The organism is Nocardioides sp. SYSU D00038 (assembly GCF_016924665.1).
Lineage (GTDB): Bacteria > Actinomycetota > Actinomycetes > Propionibacteriales > Nocardioidaceae > Nocardioides.
This window is the reverse complement of record NZ_JAFFJT010000016.1, coordinates 10,497-27,725: the sequence shown is the minus strand read 5'-3', so window position 1 is coordinate 27,725 and position 17,229 is coordinate 10,497. Positions and strand designations below refer to the sequence as shown.

At 74.4% G+C, this 17,229-nt stretch carries 13 protein-coding genes; 11 read left to right on the top strand and 2 right to left on the bottom strand.

Translation table 11 applies throughout. The annotated features are described in order from the left end of the window. Positions 1 to 184 precede the first annotated feature (184 nt). Both JT721_RS21690 and JT721_RS21685 read left to right on the top strand, forming a co-directional pair. Entirely contained in the window at positions 185 to 1,669 is a 1,485-nt protein-coding gene (locus JT721_RS21690) for a DEAD/DEAH box helicase (RefSeq protein WP_205472641.1), read from the top strand. 10 nt (positions 1,670 to 1,679) lie between these two features. Further along, positions 1,680 to 2,456: a CPBP family intramembrane glutamic endopeptidase gene (locus JT721_RS21685; RefSeq protein WP_205472639.1), complete on the top strand. Its 777-nt coding sequence runs from the start codon at positions 1,680 to 1,682 to the stop codon at positions 2,454 to 2,456. A gap of 27 nt (positions 2,457 to 2,483) precedes the next feature. Here the strand turns inward: JT721_RS21685 and JT721_RS08770 are convergent, their stop codons facing one another. Continuing rightward, complete coding sequence (locus JT721_RS08770; RefSeq protein ID WP_205472638.1) at positions 2,484 to 3,377, bottom strand: NAD(P)H-binding protein; 894 nt, start codon at positions 3,375 to 3,377, stop codon at positions 2,484 to 2,486. Between the two features lie 48 nt (positions 3,378 to 3,425). After that, positions 3,426 to 4,115 (bottom strand): MerR family transcriptional regulator, encoded by a 690-nt coding sequence (locus JT721_RS08765; RefSeq protein WP_307827960.1) that lies wholly within the window; start codon positions 4,113 to 4,115, stop codon positions 3,426 to 3,428. A 103-nt stretch (positions 4,116 to 4,218) separates the two neighbouring features. Between JT721_RS08765 and JT721_RS08760 the strand changes: the two genes are divergently transcribed. The 9 genes from JT721_RS08760 to JT721_RS08720 all read left to right on the top strand — a co-directional run bounded on the left by JT721_RS08760 (position 4,219) and on the right by JT721_RS08720 (position 17,199). Then, positions 4,219 to 5,430, top strand: coding sequence for an acetyl-CoA C-acetyltransferase (locus tag JT721_RS08760; RefSeq protein WP_205472637.1), 1,212 nt, complete (start codon positions 4,219 to 4,221; stop codon positions 5,428 to 5,430). Between the two features lie 172 nt (positions 5,431 to 5,602). After that, complete coding sequence (locus JT721_RS08755) at positions 5,603 to 7,798, top strand: 3-hydroxyacyl-CoA dehydrogenase NAD-binding domain-containing protein (RefSeq protein ID WP_205472636.1); 2,196 nt, start codon at positions 5,603 to 5,605, stop codon at positions 7,796 to 7,798. Positions 7,799 to 8,080: 282 nt separating this feature from the next. Next, a complete protein-coding gene (locus JT721_RS08750; protein WP_205472635.1) occupies positions 8,081 to 8,797 on the top strand; it encodes an ABC transporter ATP-binding protein in 717 nt (238 codons plus the stop codon). Further along, the gene (locus JT721_RS08745) at positions 8,772 to 10,307 is read left to right on the top strand and encodes a hypothetical protein (protein WP_205472634.1); all 1,536 of its coding nucleotides are present in this window, start codon (positions 8,772 to 8,774) and stop codon (positions 10,305 to 10,307) included. The genes JT721_RS08750 and JT721_RS08745 overlap by 26 nt, the downstream gene beginning before the upstream one ends. Positions 10,308 to 10,318: 11 nt before the next feature. Next, complete coding sequence (locus tag JT721_RS08740) at positions 10,319 to 10,984, top strand: histidine phosphatase family protein (RefSeq protein ID WP_205472633.1); 666 nt, start codon at positions 10,319 to 10,321, stop codon at positions 10,982 to 10,984. 1,160 nt (positions 10,985 to 12,144) lie between these two features. Continuing rightward, the gene (locus JT721_RS08735) at positions 12,145 to 13,209 is read left to right on the top strand and encodes a VanZ family protein (RefSeq protein WP_205472631.1); all 1,065 of its coding nucleotides are present in this window, start codon (positions 12,145 to 12,147) and stop codon (positions 13,207 to 13,209) included. Positions 13,210 to 13,256: 47 nt separating this feature from the next. After that, positions 13,257 to 13,823 carry a PadR family transcriptional regulator gene (locus tag JT721_RS08730; RefSeq protein WP_205472629.1) on the top strand — a complete coding sequence of 189 codons (567 nt, stop codon included), beginning with the start codon at positions 13,257 to 13,259 and terminating at the stop codon, positions 13,821 to 13,823. Beyond that, positions 13,820 to 14,539 (top strand): ABC transporter ATP-binding protein, encoded by a 720-nt coding sequence (locus JT721_RS08725; RefSeq protein WP_205472627.1) that lies wholly within the window; start codon positions 13,820 to 13,822, stop codon positions 14,537 to 14,539. Before JT721_RS08730 ends, JT721_RS08725 begins: the two co-directional genes overlap by 4 nt. Then, complete coding sequence (locus tag JT721_RS08720; protein WP_205472626.1) at positions 14,539 to 17,199, top strand: FtsX-like permease family protein; 2,661 nt, start codon at positions 14,539 to 14,541, stop codon at positions 17,197 to 17,199. Before JT721_RS08725 ends, JT721_RS08720 begins: the two co-directional genes overlap by 1 nt. The last annotated feature ends 30 nt before the right edge of the window (positions 17,200 to 17,229 follow it).

Here is a 17,229-nt window from a genome sequence, read left to right as displayed (position 1 = left end):
AGACGAAGAGCACGTGCCGCGGATGCGGCGTTCGGCGGGCCGCACTCCTAGACTCTGGAGTGCGGCCCGTCCAGTCTTGCCTCGGGTCTGCCCGCGCAGCCCTCGCGTGGCGTCCGATCCCGGACGTCCCACCCGGGCCTCGCGCTCATCGCTGGCGGGACAACGCCACAGAATGTGACCCTTCGTGTCTTCTCGTTCCTTCGCCGACCTCGGCGTGCCCACCGACCTCGCTCGCGTGCTCACCGACCTCGGCATCACCACCCCCACCCCGATCCAGGCGGCCACGCTGCCCGACTCGCTCGCCGGGCGCGACGTGCTCGGCCGCGGCCGCACCGGCTCGGGCAAGACCTACGCCTTCCTGCTGCCCCTGGTCGCCCGCCTCCAGGCGGCCGGCGGCACCGCGCGACCCAAGCGCCCGCGGGCGCTGGTGCTCGCGCCCACCCGTGAGCTCGTCGGCCAGATCGAGCAGTCGCTGGCCCCGCTCGCCAAGGCCGCCGGCCTCACGACGCGCACCGTCTTCGGCGGCGTCGGCCAGGGCCCCCAGGTCACCGGCCTGCGCCGAGGCGTCGACATCGTGCTCGCCTGCCCCGGCCGGCTCGAGGACCTGATCGGCCAGGGTCACTGCGACCTGTCCGACATCGAGGTCACCGTGCTCGACGAGGCCGACCACATGGCCGACCTGGGCTTCCTGCCCGTCGTCCGCCGCCTGCTCGACCGGACGCCGCAGGGCGGCCAGCGGATGCTGTTCTCGGCCACCCTCGACAAGGGCGTGACCGTGCTGGTCAAGCGGTTCCTCACGGACCCGCGCACCCACGAGGCCGACTCGGCCCAGTCGCCGGTCGCGAAGATGGACCACCACGTGCTCCACCTCGCGCGCGAGCAGCGGATCCCGGTGCTGGTCGACCTCACCTCGGCCCCCGGCCGCACGGTGGTGTTCACCCGCACCAAGCACGGTGCCAAGGCGCTGAGCCGCCAGCTCAACCGGCAGGGCGTGCCCGCGGTGGAGCTGCACGGCAACCTCAGCCAGGGCGCCCGCACCCGCAACATGGCGGCGTTCCACTCCGGCACCGCCTCGACGCTGGTCGCCACCGACATCGCGGCCCGCGGCATCCACGTCGACGACGTCGCGCTCGTCGTGCACGCCGACCCGCCCACCGAGCACAAGGCCTACCTCCACCGCTCGGGTCGCACCGCCCGCGCCGGCGCAGCGGGCACGGTCGTCACGCTGATGACCGAGGAGCAGGTGCACGACGTCCGGGCGCTGACCCGCGCGGCCGGGATCAAGCCGACCGTCACCCGCGTCGACTCGCCGCGTCACCCGGTGCTCGCCGAGCTCGCGCCCGGCGACCGGGTGCTGGTCGCCGGCGGCCTGGTGCTGGAGTCGGCGCCCGAGCCGGCTCGCGGTCCCCGGCGCAGCGGTGGCGGCGGCGGCCGTCGCGGCAGCGGCGAGTCCGGTGCCACCCCGCGCAACGGCGGCGGGCGCAACCGCCGTCGTGGCGGTGGCGGCTCCGGTGGCTCCGGCGGGGCCGGCTCGTCCGGCTCCGGTGCCTCCAGCTCGGGCGCCCCGCGCCGGCGCAGCGGCGGCCAGGGTGCCGCCAGGGCGGGCGGCTCCGGCCGCCCCCACAGCGCCGCGGGCTTCTCCTCGGGCGGGAGTGGTCGGGGCCGATAGCCTCGGAGTGGTGAGCGAGCTACGAGCCTGGGTGCGGCGGGCCCTCTGGGACGTCGTGCCCCGCGACCACCGCCAGGAGGGGCCGGCCCTGCGCCGACGCCAGCTGGTCACGGCGGCGTTCGTGCTGGTCGGTGCGGTCGTCCTCGGCTTCTCGCTGCGGATCGAGCCGGGCAGCGCCTGGTTCTACCCCGCCACGCTCGGCCTGGCCGCGGTGTGGGTCGTCGGCGCGTTCGCCTCGGGTCCGCTTCACCTGGGCCGGGTCCTCCACGGCGACCGGCAGCGGCGACCGGTCGCCGCGCCGGGGGGGGGGGGGCGGCGGCGCCCCGGGGGCCGGGCCCCCCCCGGCGCCCGGCGGCGGCGCCCGGGCGCCGCGCCGGTGCTGCTGGGCCTGCTGCTCGCCGCGGTCTTCGTCGTCGGTGCGCTGCTCGTGCGCGAGATCGCTCTCCTCGAGCCCCTGGAGGGGCTGGTCGTCGACGTCGTCGACTACGCCGACCAGGGGTCGCTGCCGCTGCTGGTCGCGGTCACCGCCGTCAACGGCGTCGCCGAGGAGCTGTTCTTCCGCGGCGCGGCGTACGCCGCGATCACCCGCCACCCCGTCGCCTGGACGACGCTGGCCTACGCCGTCGCCACCGCCGCCACCGGCAACGTGATGCTGTCGTTCGCGGCCGTGCTGCTCGGCGTCGTCGTCGGGCTCGAGCGTCGGGCGAGCGGCGGCATCCTGGGCCCGGTGCTGACCCACTGCACCTGGTCGCTCACCATGCTGCTCGTGCTGCCGGTGGTGTTCTAGTCGCTGCGGCGCGACCCGCGCGGCGGGTCAGCTCGTGCGGGCGTCCTCGATCGCTCGCCGGACCGCCTCCTGGTAGCCGACCGGCTCGCCGGGCACGACCTCGCGGATCGAGTCGTCGTGGCAGACCACCTCGGTGCCCATCGAGTCGATGAGGTTGGCCGCGGTGGTGGTGTCGACGTCGGTGACGAACGCGATCCAGCGCGACGACAGCTTGGGCGTGAGCACGGGCACGGTCACGATCGGCACCCGGTGACCGGTCATCACCTCCGAGGCCTGCTGGAGCATCTCGAGGTAGCTCAGCCGGTCGGGACCGCCGATGTCGAAGACCCGCCCCTTCGCGGCGTCGTTGCCGATCACGCCGGCGAGGTAGCGGATCACGTCGTCGAGCGCGATCGGCTGGGTGAGCGTCTCGGCCCACTTCGGCACCACCATCGCCGGCAGGTTCTTGACCAGCTGGCGGGTCAGCTCCCAGGAGATGCCGTCCTTGCCGACCACGATCGCGGCCCGCAGCACGGTGACCGGCACGCCGGCCTCCCCGAGCAGCCGCTCCACCTCGCGTCGCGAGCGCAGGTGGGGTGAGAGCTCGTCGTCGTCGCTCCCCAGGCCGCCGAGGTAGACGATCTGACCGACCCCCGCCGCGGCGGCGGCCAGGCCGAACCCGCGCGCCGCCTCGGCGTCCATCCGCTCGAAGTCGTCGTCGCCCAGCGAGTGGACGAGGTAGACCGCCACGTCGACGCCGTCGAGCGCCCCGGCCAGGCTCCCGGGGTCGGAGACGTCGCCACCGACCGGCTCGCCCGGGCCGTCGTACTGCTCGGGACGGCGGGTCATCGCCCTGACCCGGTGCCCGGCGTCGACGAGGGCGGGCACCAGGCGACCGCCCACGAAGCCGGTCGCACCGGTGACGAGCACGGTCAGGGCCATGCGACCCACCCTAGGCGTCGCGTGGTGGGCGGGGCCTGCCCCGAGACCTCAGCGCTGCAGGGAGTCGCGGGCGGCCCGCGCGACCGCCGCCTCGTACGCCGTGACCAGGCCGCCGACCGAGAGCGGCTTGAGGCGCTCCATGACCTCCTGGAACCGCTCGGTGTGGTCGCCGTAGAGCGGGGCGAGCTGGGTGAAGACGACGTCGTGGAGCTCCTCGGCCATCTGCCGGCCGTGGTCCTGGTAGACCTTGGCGGCGGCCTGGGCGACCGCCCTGGGGAAGCCGAGGTCGAGGAGGCGGACGCCGAGGGCGAGCTGGGTGCGGGCGACGAGGTAGCGGTCGTCGCGGAGCCGGACGATGCCGAGCGCCTGCAGGGTCGCGACGTCCTCGGCGTCGAGGGCGCGACCAGCCCGCTTCTCGAGCTGGTCGTGGTCCATGTCGACCGGCAGGTCGGCCTGCCACGGGGCGAGCATGGTCCTGGCGAGGGCGATGTCCTCGGGGCGCGCGTCGTCGGGGATGCCGGCGACGTACTTCTCGATCGCGGCGAGCGTGAACCCGTGGCTCTGCAGCTCCTGCACCAGCTCGAAGCGGGCGACGTGGTTGGCGTCGTAGTAGCCGGAGCGGCCGCGCCGGATCGGGGGCGGCACCAGCCCCTTGGCGGTGTAGAAGCGCACGTTGCGCACGCTCATCCCCACCCGCTCGCAGAGCTCGTCGAGCCCCAGCAGTCCCTCGTCGGTCACGTCACACCTCCTGCGCCTTGACCGTGACAGCAACAGTGTCACAATAACGTGACACCGATTGTGTCACGGTCGGGTCACCACCCCAGTCTTTCGAAGGACGGTCATGGCAGAAGCATTCGTGTACGACCACATCCGGACGCCGCGCGGCAAGGGCAAGGCCGCCGGCTCCCTCCACGAGGTCAAGCCGGTCGACCTCATCGTCGGGCTGCTCGACGAGATCAAGGTGCGCAACCCCGGCCTCGACCCCGCCCGCGTGGACGACGTCGTGCTCGGTGTCGTCTCGCCGATCGGCGAGCAGGGCGGCGACATCGCCAAGACCGCCGCGCTGGCCGCCGGCTACCCCGAGACCGTCGCCGGCGTGCAGCTCAACCGCTTCTGCGCCTCCGGCCTCGAGGCCGTCAACCAGGCCGCCGGCCGGATCCGCGGCGGCATGGAGGACCTGATCCTCGCCGGCGGCGTGGAGTCGATGAGCAACGTGCCGATGGGCTCCGACGGCGGCGCCTGGGCGTCCGACCCGGCCACCGCGCTCAAGACCGGCTTCGTGCCGCAGGGCATCGGCGCCGACCTGATCGCCACCATCGAGGGCTGGACCCGCGACGACGTCGACGCCTACGCCGCCGAGTCGCACCACCGCGCGGCCAAGGCCTGGGCCAACGGCTACTTCGCCGACTCGGTGGTGCCGGTCAAGGACATCAACGGCCTCACCGTGCTCGACCACGACGAGACCATCCGTCCCGACACCAGCCCGGAGGGCCTCGCCGGCCTGAAGCCGTCGTTCGCGCAGATCGGCGCCGACGCGGGCTTCGACGACGTGGCGCTGGAGAAGTACCACTGGATCGAGAGGATCGGCCACGTCCACCACGCCGGCAACTCCTCGGGCATCGTCGACGGCTCGGCGCTGGTCGCGATCGGCACCGAGGAGATCGGCCGCGAGCTCGGCCTCACCCCCCGGGCCCGGATCGTCTCGATGGCCGTCTCGGGCGCCGACCCGACGATCATGCTGACCGGCCCGGCCCCTGCCGCGCGCAAGGCGCTCGCCAAGGCCGGGCTGGAGACCAAGGACATCGACCTCTTCGAGATCAACGAGGCGTTCGCCGCGGTCGCGATGCGGTTCATGCGCGACATGGGCATCGGCCACGACATCACCAACGTCAACGGCGGCGCGATCGCGATGGGCCACCCGCTGGGCGCGACCGGCGCGATGATCCTCGGCACGCTGATCGACGAGCTCCAGCGCCGCGACCAGAAGCGCGGCCTGGCCACGCTCTGCGTCGGTGGCGGCATGGGCATCGCCACGATCGTCGAGCTCGTCTGACCGAGGAACGAGGTCAGCTGAGCTCATCGGTGGTCGAGCAGCACGCGCGACCGAGGAACAAGGTCGCGACCGTGCGTGTCGAGACCCGGTGAGCCGAGAGCCGACCGCGACCACGGGGTCACCACCCCGACCCCCCCAGAACGCAGATCTCCAGATCAACGACAGGACTTCCATGAGCACCACCACCGAGCAGACCGCCGTCCGCTACGAGCAGGACGCCGACGGCATCGTCACCCTCACGCTGGACGACCCGAACCAGTCGGCCAACACGATGAACCAGCTCTACATCGACTCGATGAAGGCGGCGGTCGACCGCCTCGAGGCCGAGCAGGAGGGCGTCACCGGCGTCGTCGTCGCGAGCGCGAAGAAGACCTTCTTCGCCGGCGGCGACCTCAAGAACATGGTGCAGGCGGGCCGCGACGACGCCGCCGACGTGTTCGCGCTGGCCGAGGGCGTCAAGGCCGCGCTGCGCCGCCTCGAGCTGTTCCCCAAGCCCGTCGTGGCCGCGATCAACGGCGCCGCGCTGGGCGGCGGCTACGAGATCACCCTCGCCTGCCAGCACCGGATCGTCGTCGACGACCCCAAGGCCGTCGTGGGACTGCCCGAGGTCAGCCTCGGCCTGCTCCCCGGGGGCGGCGGCGTGACCCGCGTCGTGCGCAAGTTCGGCCTGCAGGACGGCCTGATGACCGTGCTGCTGGAGGGCAAGCAGTTCAAGCCCGACGCCGCGCTCAAGGCCGGTCTGGTCGACGAGGTCGTCGCCACCCGCGACGACCTGGTCCCGGCCGCCAAGGCCTGGATCAAGGCCAACCCCGAGGCGAGCCTCAACCCCTGGGACGCGCCGGGCTACAAGATGCCCGGCGGCTCGCCGAAGTCGCCGGCGCTGGCCGGCTTCCTACCGGCGTTCCCGGCGCTGCTGCGCAAGCAGACCAAGGGCGCGGTCTACCCCGCCGCGCGGGCGATCCTGTCGGCCGCGGTCGAGGGCGCCAACCGCGACTTCGACACGGCCTCGCGCATCGAGTCGCGCTACCTGACCCACCTGATCACCAACCAGGGCTCGAAGAACATGATCCAGGCGTTCTTCTTCGACCTGCAGGCGATCAACTCCGGGTCGCTGCGCCCGCAGGGCATCGAGCCGTGGCAGGCGACCAAGGTCGGCGTGCTCGGCGCCGGCATGATGGGCGCCGGCATCGCCTACGTCTGCGCCCGCGCCGGCATGCAGGTCGTGCTGAAGGACGTCGCGCAGGAGAACGCCGAGAAGGGCAAGGCCTACTCCGCGACCATCAACGAGAAGGCCGTCGCCAAGGGCCGACTCACCCAGGAGAAGTCCGACGAGCTGCTCGCCCGGATCACCCCGACGGCCGACCCGGCCGACCTGGCCGGCTGCGACCTGGTGATCGAGGCGGTCTTCGAGGACCCGGCGCTGAAGGCCAAGGTGTTCGCCGAGGTGGCGCCGCACGTCAACCCCGACGCGCTGCTGTGCTCCAACACCTCGACGCTGCCGATCACCGAGCTCGCCGAGGGCGTCGACCGTCCCGACGACTTCATCGGCCTGCACTTCTTCAGCCCCGTCGACAAGATGCCGCTGGTCGAGATCATCAAGGGCGAGAAGACCTCCGACGTGGCGCTGGCCAAGGCCTACGACGTGGTGCAGCAGATCCGCAAGACGCCGATCGTCGTCAACGACAGCCGCGGCTTCTACACCTCGCGGGTCATCGGCTTCATGGTCAACGAGGGCATGGCGATGCTGGCCGAGGGCGTGCACCCCTGGTCGATCGAGCGGGCCACCACCCAGGCCGGCTACCCCGCCCCGGTGCTCCAGCTCTCCGACGAGCTCAACCTCGAGCTGATGGCCAAGATCGCCAAGGCCACCCGCGAGGCGGCGGAGCGCGACGGCGCGGCGTATGCCGAGCACCCGGGCACCGCGGTCGTCGACCGGATGCTCGAGGCCGGTCGCGCCGGCCGGCTGCGCAAGGCCGGCTTCTACGACTACGACGAGGCCGGCAAGCGGCAGTCGATCTGGTCGGGCCTGGCCGAGCTGTTCCCGGTGGCGGAGCAGCAGATCCCGCTCCAGGACGTCAAGGACCGGATGCTGTTCGCCGAGGCGCTCGAGACCGCCAAGTGCTTCGAGGAGGGCGTCATCACCTCCGCGGCCGCGGCCAACATCGGCTCGATCATGGGCATCGGCTTCCCGCCCATGACCGGCGGGGCCGCGCAGTTCATGACCGGCTACGAGAACGCCGAGGGCGAGGTCGGGCTCGCGGCGTTCGTCGCGCGGGCCGACGAGCTGGCCGCGGCGTACGGCGATCGGTTCGCCCCGACCCCGTGGCTGCGCGAGCTCGCTGCCTCGGGTGGCTCGTTCCCGGCCTGACCCGCTCCGCGAGCCCCCGGCGACCCGGTCGCCGGGGGCTCGTTGCGTGCCGGGGCACCGCTGGTCGAGGAAGGACGAAGTCCTCACTCGTTCTTCGGTGAGCCGAGAGTCCTCCCCTGGGGACGGGAGGGCGTCCGGCCGTCTGGGGATTCGAGACGGTTGCTGCGCAACCTCCTCATCCACCGGCGCCCGTTCATCCTTTCGGGCAGACCTGCCGCGGGACGCGGGCCATATGCGGGTGAACGCCTGTCCCGGCCGGCGCCGGGTCGCGAGGATGCTCGAGTGACCAGGGAGAGGGAGCCCGTCGTCGCGGTGCAGGGCCTGCACGTGCGCTTCGGAGAGGTGGAGGCGGTCGCCGGGGTCGACCTGGCGGCGTACGCCGGTCACTCGACCGCGCTGCTGGGCCGCAACGGCGCCGGCAAGTCGACGACCATGCGGGTGCTGGCGGGCGTGGTGCCGCCGACGGCCGGGACCGTGGTGGTGGCGGGGCACGACGTGCGCGCCTCGCCGCTGGAGGTCAAGCGCCGGGTGGGCTACTGCCCCGACGTGGGCGGCCTGGTGCCGCGCGCGACGCCGTGGGAGCACCTGCAGCTCTCGGCGCGGCTGCGCCGCCTCGACGGCTGGGAGGAGCGCGCCCGGGACCTTCTGGAGCGCTTCGAGCTCGGCGACGTGGCCCACCGGGTCACCACCGGCTTCTCCCACGGCATGGGCCGCCGCCTCTCGGTGGTGCTGGCCGCGCTCCACGAGCCCGAGGTGCTGCTGCTCGACGAGCCGTTCGACGGGGTCGACCCGATCGGCGTCGAGGCCACCCTCGACGTGGTCAACGACGCCCGGTCGCGCGGTGCGTGCGTGCTGGTGTCGACCCACCTGCGGGAGCTGGCGATCGAGGCCTGCTCGGCGGTGCTGGTGCTGCGGGGCGGCGCCCGGGTGGCGACCGTGACCGCCGGTGAGATGGCGGGCGAGGAGGGCGCGCGTGCCTACCGCGGCCTCCTGGACTGAGCTCCTCCGGGGCCAGCGCCGAGCCGTCGCCGACGTCGGCCACCTGCTGGCCTTCCGCGCCGCGACCGTGCGCCGCCGCTCGGTCACCGTCGGCCTGGTCGCGACCTTCCTCGGCCTGACCGCCGGTGCGGCCGTGCTCCCGGCGTTCGCGACCGGGGCCGGCAGCGCGGAGGGCTACGCCCTCGACGCACTCCTGCTGCTGCCCTCGGCGCTCACCGGCTTCCTGGTGCTGGCGATCGTCTCCGCGGTCGCCTCCGGTGGCGGTCGCGAGCTGCTCGCCCGAGAGCACGCCGTCGCCTACCCCGTCAGCCCCACCACCGACCACCTCGGCGCTCTCCTGCTGGCGCCGCTCAACATCGCTTGGCTGCTGCAGGGTTGGCTGCTGCTCGGCGCGACCGCGTACGCGGTGGAGGGCCGCCACCTCGCCGCCGTGCAGCTCGGCGTGCTGCTCTGGCTGGCCGCGGCCACCGCGGTCGCCCAGGTCGTGGCCTGGGCGATCGAGGCGGTGCGACGCACCCGCCACGGCATCGCGACAGTGCGCACCCTCGGCGTGCTCGTGGCCGCCGTGCTCGTCCACCTCCAGCTCACCGGCCGCACCGGCGCGGTGCTCGACGCGCTGCCCACCCGCCGGGTCGTGGTCGGGCTGCAGGACGGGTTCGGGGCGGCCTGGCTCGCCACCGTCGGGCTGATGCTCTGGGTGCTGCTGGTGGCGCTCGTGCTCGGCGCCGTGCCCGCCCACCTGGCCGCCCGGCGTACGCCGCGCGACGAGCTGCGGGTCGAGAGCGGCACCCACCCCGCCCGGGCACTGCCGTCGAGCGTCTTCGCGGGCCTGGTCCGCACCGACCGCGGCTCGGTCTGGCGGGCGGTGCCGATGCGGCGCGGCATGCTGGTGCTCGCGATCGGACCCGGGGTGGTGGCACTCGCGGGCGACCTGTCGTGGAGCCAGATGACGATCCTGCCCGGGCTGGTCGCCTCCGGCGGCGCCCTGCTCTTCGGCATCAACGCCTGGTGCCTCGACGAGCGCGGCGGGCTGTGGCGCGAGAGCCTGCCGGTCCCGCCCGGCCAGGTCTTCGCCGCGCGGACGTGGGTGCTCACCGAGTTCCTGCTCGTGGCGTCGGCGCTCACGCTGGTGCTGGCGGGACTGCGAGCCGGCGTACCGTCGGCTCCCGAGCTGACCGCGCTGCTGTGCACCTGGGTGGTCGTGGTGCTCCAGGTGGTGTCGGCCGCGATGCGGTGGTCGTCGCGGCGCCCGTTCTCGGTCGACCTCCGCTCGGCCCGGGCCACCCCTGCACCCCCGGCCGCGATGGTCGGCTACTCCACCAAGCTGGCCGTCGCCACCACGCTGACCAGCCTGGTCTTTTCGGGCCTGGCTCGGCTCCCTTCGTGGGAGCTCAGCATCGTGCTCGCAGCGCCGTTCGTGCTGTGGTCGGCGGTGCGGCTGCTGCACGCCCGCGACGCCTGGCTCGAGCCGGTCGGACGCGCGCGCGTGGTCACCACGGTCGCCGCCTAGTCTCGGGCCCCATGGGCCTCCTCCTCCTGGTGCGGCACGGCCAGGCCTCGTTCGGCAGCGACGACTACGACGTCCTCTCCGAGGCCGGTGCGGCGCAGTCGCGGCTCCTCGGGGCCTGGCTGGCCGAGCGCGGCCTGCGGCCCGACGTCGTCGTCCACGGCAGCATGCGGCGCCAGCGCGAGACCGCGGAGGCGATGACGGCGGCCGCCGGGTGGGGGCTCGAGGCGGCGCAGGACCCGCGGTGGGACGAGTTCGACCACCTCGGCGTGGTCGCCGCCCACCCGGGCGGCGTCGACCCCGACCTCGACCGCCGCGCCTTCCAGCAGCTGTTCGAGCTCGCGACCGGGCGGTGGGTCACCGGCGCACACGACGCCGACTACCCCGAGTCGTTCGCGGCGTTCACCGGGCGGGTGGGGGCCGCGCTGTCCGCCGCCGGCGACCTCGCCGGCCCGGGACGCACCGTGGTCGCCGTGACCTCCGGTGGCCCGATCGCGGCCGCCTGCGCCGCGCTGGTGACCCCGGACGACCCGGCCGCCCGCGCCGCCGCCTGGCAGCGCCTGAACACCACGATCGTGAACTCCTCGGTCACCCGGGTCGTCGTGGGCTCGACCGGCGCCCGGCTGCTGACCTACAACGAGCACCAGCACCTCCCGGCGGAGCAGGTCACCTACCGCTGACCGCTCACCGCTGGGTCGAGCAGAAGCGCGAGCGACCACCGCTGGTTGAGGAACGACGAAGTCGTGTCTCGAAACCCGGTGAGCCGACCGCCGGGCGCTGGTCGAGGTGCGAAGGCCGCTAGGCCTGAGCCTCGAGACCCGGTGCGACGGATGTCCTCCCGGTAAGGGCGACTCCGGGGACGGGGCTCGGGCGGGGGCTGACTCCTCGTTGTGTGATTCGGGGAGCGGGTGGCGGTTGGTGGGGTGGGGTGCGGGGTGCCGCGCGTGGGTGGGCACTACGGCTGCTGCGCGCCGGACGTCGTTCGGCACTCGTTGCCGTGTCGCCGGACTCTGCCCTGCGGTTCCCCGGCGTTCGTGTCGGCGCCACGCCGCCGTCTATGTGCCGAACGCCGCCCGTCGCTCCGCCGCCTCCGTGCCTGCGGCGCGGCACGCCGGCGTGCGGTCGGGCGGCACCGGTGGTCGAGCAGCGAGCGCCAGCGAGCGTCGTCGAGACCCGGCGAGCCGAACGCTCTCCCGGTAGCGGGCGACTCCGCGGACGGGGTTCGGGCGGGGGGCTGGCTCCGGGTGGTGTGATCCGAGGGGCGGGTGGCTGTGGTTGGGGTGTGGGTGCGGGGTGCCGCGCGTAGTGGGCACTGCGGCTGCTGCGCGCCGGACGTCGTTCGGCACTCGTTGCCGTGTCACCGGACTCTGCCCTGCGGTTCCCCGGCCATCGCTGCGGCGCCACGCCGCCGTCTACGTGCCGGACGCCGCCCGTCGCTCCGCCGCCTCCGCGCCGGCGGCGCGGCACGCCGGCGTGCGCTGGTCGAGGTGCGAAGGCCGCTAGGCCTGAGCCTCGAGACCCGGTGAGAGGGATGTCCTCCGGTGGGGACGGTCGGCGTTCGGGTGCGCAGGTTTCGAGGCTCGCTTCGCTCGCACCTCAACCAGCGCGGGGCAACGCTGGTCGAGGTGCGAAGGCCGCTAGGCCTGAGCCTCGAGACCCGGTGGGACGAACGCCCTCACGTCCCCACCGGAGGGCGTTCGGCCGGCGGGGGTTTCGAGACAGTTGCTAGCGCAACTTCCTCAACCACCGGGGGTCGCCAGGCAACTTCCTCAACGACCGAGGGGCGCCGGCGCAGCTTCGTCGACCACCGGCGGTCCGCGCGCTTCGGTAGCCTGCCCCGGTGTCGGACCAGGCCACCAACGCGCTGATCGCGATCGCGCTCGGGAGCGTGCTGGCGGTGGTGCTGCTCGTGCCGGTCGCGGCCGTGCAGTACCGGCTCGACGGGCGGCTGGGGCCCACGGACCTGGCGGTGCTGCTGACCGCGGCGATCTACGCACTGGCGCTGTGGACCTACACGCTGCTGCCCGTGCCGCCGGCCGGCGACTACGCGTGCCAGGGCGCGCAGCTGGACCCGCTCGGGTCGCTGCGGCTGGTGCGCGGGCCGGGGGAGGCGGGCTGGGGGTCGGTGCTGCGGCAACCGGCGTTCCTGCAGATCGCCCTCAACGTGCTGCTCTTCGTGCCTCTCGGCTGGTTCGTGCGCGTCGTGCTCAAGCGCGGGGTGGTCGTCGCGACGGTGCTCGGGCTGGCGGCCTCGCTGCTGATCGAGGTCACCCAGCGCACCGGCGTCTGGGGGCTCTACGACTGCCCCTACCGTCTCTTCGACGTCGACGACCTGCTCGTCAACACGGTCGGGGCGGCGGTCGGGTCGCTGCTCTCGGCCCTCGTCGTCCGACGCCGCCGGGGTGAGGCGCCGCCGCTGCCGACCAGCATCACCCTGGGCCGGCGGCTGGTGGGATTCGTCAGCGACGTGCTGTTCGTCGCGATGCTCGGCGCGACCTGCGCGCTGGCCTACCGCGCGGTGCACCTCTACGTGCTCGACCGCCCCCTCGGCCGCCTCGACCTCGGCCTCCAGGGCGCGCTGCAGTGGGGCGTGCCGTTCGCGGTGGAGGCGCTGATGGTGCTGGTCGCCGGCCGCACGGTCGGGGAGGCGGTCATCTCGGTGCGGCCGGTCGCGCGGCGGCCGGCGCTGGCGCTGCCCGGGCGGGCGGTCAAGCTCGGCACCGGCATCGCTCCGCTCTTCCTGCTCGGCGTGAGCGGCGAGGTGGTGCCGCGACCGGTGGCCCTCGCGCTGCTCCCGGCGTACGCCGCGTTGACCCTGCTCGTGGCCTGGCGCAGCACCGAGCACCGCGGCCTCAGCCACGTGCTGGCCGGCATGGACCTGCGGATCGGGGGTCGCGCGGACTAGGTGCATACGTGGTATACATACCGGGTATCCACCCCCAGGAGGTCCCCGTGTCGGTCCGCTTCGCCCTGCTCGCCCTGCTCGAGCAGGGACCCAAGTACGGCTACCAGCTGCGCAGCGAGTTCGAGCAGCGCACCGGCTCGACCTGGCCGCTGAACGTCGGGCAGGTCTACACGACCCTGACCCGGCTGGAGCGCGACGGCCTGGTGGAGGGCGCGGGCTCCGACGAGCAGGGGCACGTCGTCTACCGGGTGACCGACGCCGGCCGCGACGAGGTCGCGACCTGGTTCACCACCCCCGTGGCCCGCACCCAGCCGCCGCGCGACGAGCTCGCGATCAAGCTCGCGTTGGCCGTGACCGTGCCGGGCGTCGACGTCGGCACGGTGATCCAGCAGCAGCGCTCGGCCACCATCCGGGCGCTGCAGGACTACACCCGGCTCAAGCGGCAGGAGCCGCTCGACCTCGCGTGGTCGCTGGTGCTCGAGTCGCTGGTCTTCGCCGCCGAGGCCGAGGTGCGCTGGCTCGACCACTGCGAGGCGCGGGTACGCCGGGCCGCCGCCGAGGCGCCCGCCCCCGAGCCGAGCCGCACCGACGAGAAGCAGGAGACCACCCGATGAGCGCGCCCGTCCTCGAGCTCGACGCCGTCAGCCGCCAGCACGGCGAGGGCGCGACCCTCGTGCAGGCGCTGCGCACCGTCTCGCTGCGGGTCACCGCGGGCGAGCTGGTCGCGGTGATGGGGCCGTCCGGGTCCGGCAAGTCCACCCTCCTCACGCTCGCCGGCGGGCTCGACGCCCCCACCGCCGGCGTGGTGCGGGTCGAGGGCACCGACCTGGCCGGCCTCGGCCCGGCCGGCCGGGCCCGGATGCGGCGTACGTCGATCGGCTACGTCTTCCAGGACTTCAACCTGATCCCCGCCCTCACCGCTGCCGAGAACGTCGCGCTGCCGCTCGAGCTCGACGGCGTCCGCACCTCGGCGGCCCGTGCGGCGGCACGCACCGCGCTGGAGGAGGTCGGGATCGCCGACCTCGCCGACAGGTTCCCCGACCACATGTCCGGCGGCCAGCAGCAGCGGGTGGCGATCGCGCGCGCGGTCGTGGGCGACCGGCGGCTGGTGCTGGCCGACGAGCCCACGGGTGCGCTCGACACCGAGACCGGCGAGGACGTGCTGCGGCTGCTGCGCGGACGCTGCGACGCCGGCGCGGCGGGCGTGCTGGTCACCCACGAGGCCCGGCACGCCGCCTGGGCCGACCGGGTGGTGTTCCTGCGCGACGGGGTGGTGGTCGACGAGACCACCAGCGACCCCGTCGAGTCGCTCGTCGAGACCGGCGCCTGATGGCCGGCTGGCTGCGCGGCTGGCGGGTCGCCCTGCGGCTCGCCCGCCGCGAGGCGCTGCGGGCCCGCGGTCGCAGCGCGCTGATGCTGGTGATGATCGGCCTGCCGGTGCTGGCGATCACCGCCGCCGACGTCGTGATCCACACCCAGCAGGTCACCGGCGTGGAGTCGCTCGAGCGCCGGATGGGCGCGGCCGAGGCCCGGGTGACGGCCGAGCGCGACGCGGTCGACGTCGAGCACGGCTTCGACCCCGACCACGGCTCCTCGGGCTGGGCGAGCGAGCAGGGGCGGGGGCTGGCCACCGCCGACGAGGTGGCCGCGCTGCTGCCGGACGGCGCCCGGCTGGTGCCGATCCGCGAGGCCGAGACGTTCGTGACCACCGCGACCGGCGGCCGCGCCAACGTGGGCGTCCTCGAGACCGACCTCGCCGACGACGCCACCTCCGGGCTGCTCACGCTCACCTCGGGGGCCTGGCCGGACGCCGCCCACGAGGTCGTGGTCAACCGGGCGCTCGCCGACAAGGGGTACGCCGTCGGCGAGGTGCTCGACCTCGACGACGACGCCGCCGACGCCGCCGGCGCCCCCGACGCCGCCGCTCCGGCGGTGGAGCCGGTGGTGGTGGGCATCGCGGAGTCGGCGGCCTCGACGTCGTACCCCGTCGCGGCCGGGCCGCCCGGCAGCCTCGTCACGCCGGAGGAGGAGCCGTCGGTCGCGAGCTGGCTGGTGGCCGACGCGGCGGTCGACTGGACGACGGTGCGCGCCCTCAACGGCATCGGCGCCACGGTCGCCTCGCGCGCGGTGATCACCGACCCGCCGTCCGACGACCTGCTGCCCGACGGCGCGCTCGGCGGCAGCGGGCTCGACTCCGCGACCACGGCCGTGCTGGCGCTGGTGGTCGTGATGGTGCTGCTCGAGCTGGTGCTGCTGGCCGGCCCGGCGTTCGCGGTCGGAGCCCGCCGGATGCAGCGCAGCCTCGCGCTGCTGGTCGCCTCGGGCGGCACCCCCCAGCAGGCCCGCCGGGCGGTGCTGGCCTCGGCGGTGGTGCTCGGCTCGGTGGCTGCGGCGCTCGGCGTGCTGCTCGGGGTCGGACTCGCGGCGCTCGCGGTGCCGCTGGTGCAGCGGCTCGACTCCTCGCGCTTCGGCCCGTTCGAGGTGCCGTGGCTCCAGCTGGCGGGGGTGGCGGGGTTCGGCCTGCTGAGCGCCTTCCTCGCCGCGGTCGTGCCGGCGGTGCTGGCCTCGCGCCAGGACGTCGTCGCGGTGCTCGCCGGGCGTCGCGCCGACGCCCGGCCCTCGCTGCGCTCGCCGGTGGTGGGTGCGGCGCTGCTCGGTGTCGGGGTGCTCGGATCGGTGCTGGGCGCGACCCGCGGCTCGGGCGGGGAGATGCTGATCGCCGCCTCCGCGGTGCCGACCGTGCTCGGCATGGTGCTGCTGGTGCCGGTCGTGCTGGCCCTGGTGGGGCGGCTCGGCCGCTCGGTCCCGCTCCCGCTGCGCTACGCCCTGCGCGACGCCGCGCGCCACCGCACCCGCACGGTGCCGGCGGTCGCCGCGGTGGCCGCCACCGTCACCGGCGTGGTGGCACTCGGCATCTCGATCACCAGCGACGAGGCCGAGAACCGCGAGACCTACAGGCCGAGCCTCGCCGCCGGTGCCGGGCTGCTGACGGTCTACGCCGCCGACCCCGACTGGGACGCCCTGGTCGGCGCCGTCGAGCGGGTCGACCCCGACGTCACGACCACCCCCGTGCGCGGCGTCCCCGAGTCGTGGGACGCCGGCCCGTGGTCGTACGTCGAGGTCGCCGACACCGACGGCGTCTCGCTCCGCGACGAGTACGGCTCGTCGCTCGGCGCCTCGGTGCTGGTGGGCCGGGCCGTGCCGCCGGCCCTGCCCGGGGTCGCGGCGACCGACCGTGCTCGGGCGGGCGAGGTGCTCGCCGCCGGCGGCGTGGTGGCCTTCACCGACGGCGCGACCGGCACCGAGCCGGTGGTGGTGCGGACCGTCACGATGGACGAGATGGGCAACGAGACGGCGCGCGACGAGACCGAGCTCGAGGCGCTGCTGCTGCCGGCCGCCCACCGCGGTGCCGGCCCGCTGGCCGTGCTGTCACCCGGCGCCGCCGACCGCGCCGGCGTGGCCGTCGGCAAGGTCGGTGTGGTGGTCGAGGGTGACCTCTCGGAGGCCGAGGAGCAGGAGATCGGCGAGCAGGTGGCCGCGGTCTCCGACGCCGCGTCGTTCTACGTCGAGCGCGGCTACCAGGGCGACGACGAGACCCTGGTGATCCAGCTGGTGCTCGCCGGGCTCGGCGCGGTGCTGATGCTCGGCGGCACCCTCACCGCCACCTTCCTCGCGCTCTCCGACGCCCGGCCCGACCTGGCCACGCTCTCGGCGGTCGGTGCCTCACCGCGCACCCGGCGGGCGGTCGCGGCGTCGTACGCGCTGGTGGTGGGGGGTCTCGGCGCGCTGCTCGGGGCGCTGGTCGGCTTCGTGCCGGGCATCGCGGTGACCTACCCGCTGACCGGTCAGTACGCCCCCGGCGGCGGTCACTTCCTCGACGTGCCGTGGCTGATGGTGCTGGGCGTGGTGGTCGTGCTGCCGCTGCTCACCGCCGCGCTCGTCGGCGTGCTGTCCCGCCCGCGGCTGCCCCTCGTCTCGCGCCTCCGCTGACCCCCATGCCGCCGAGCCGTCGTTACTCGT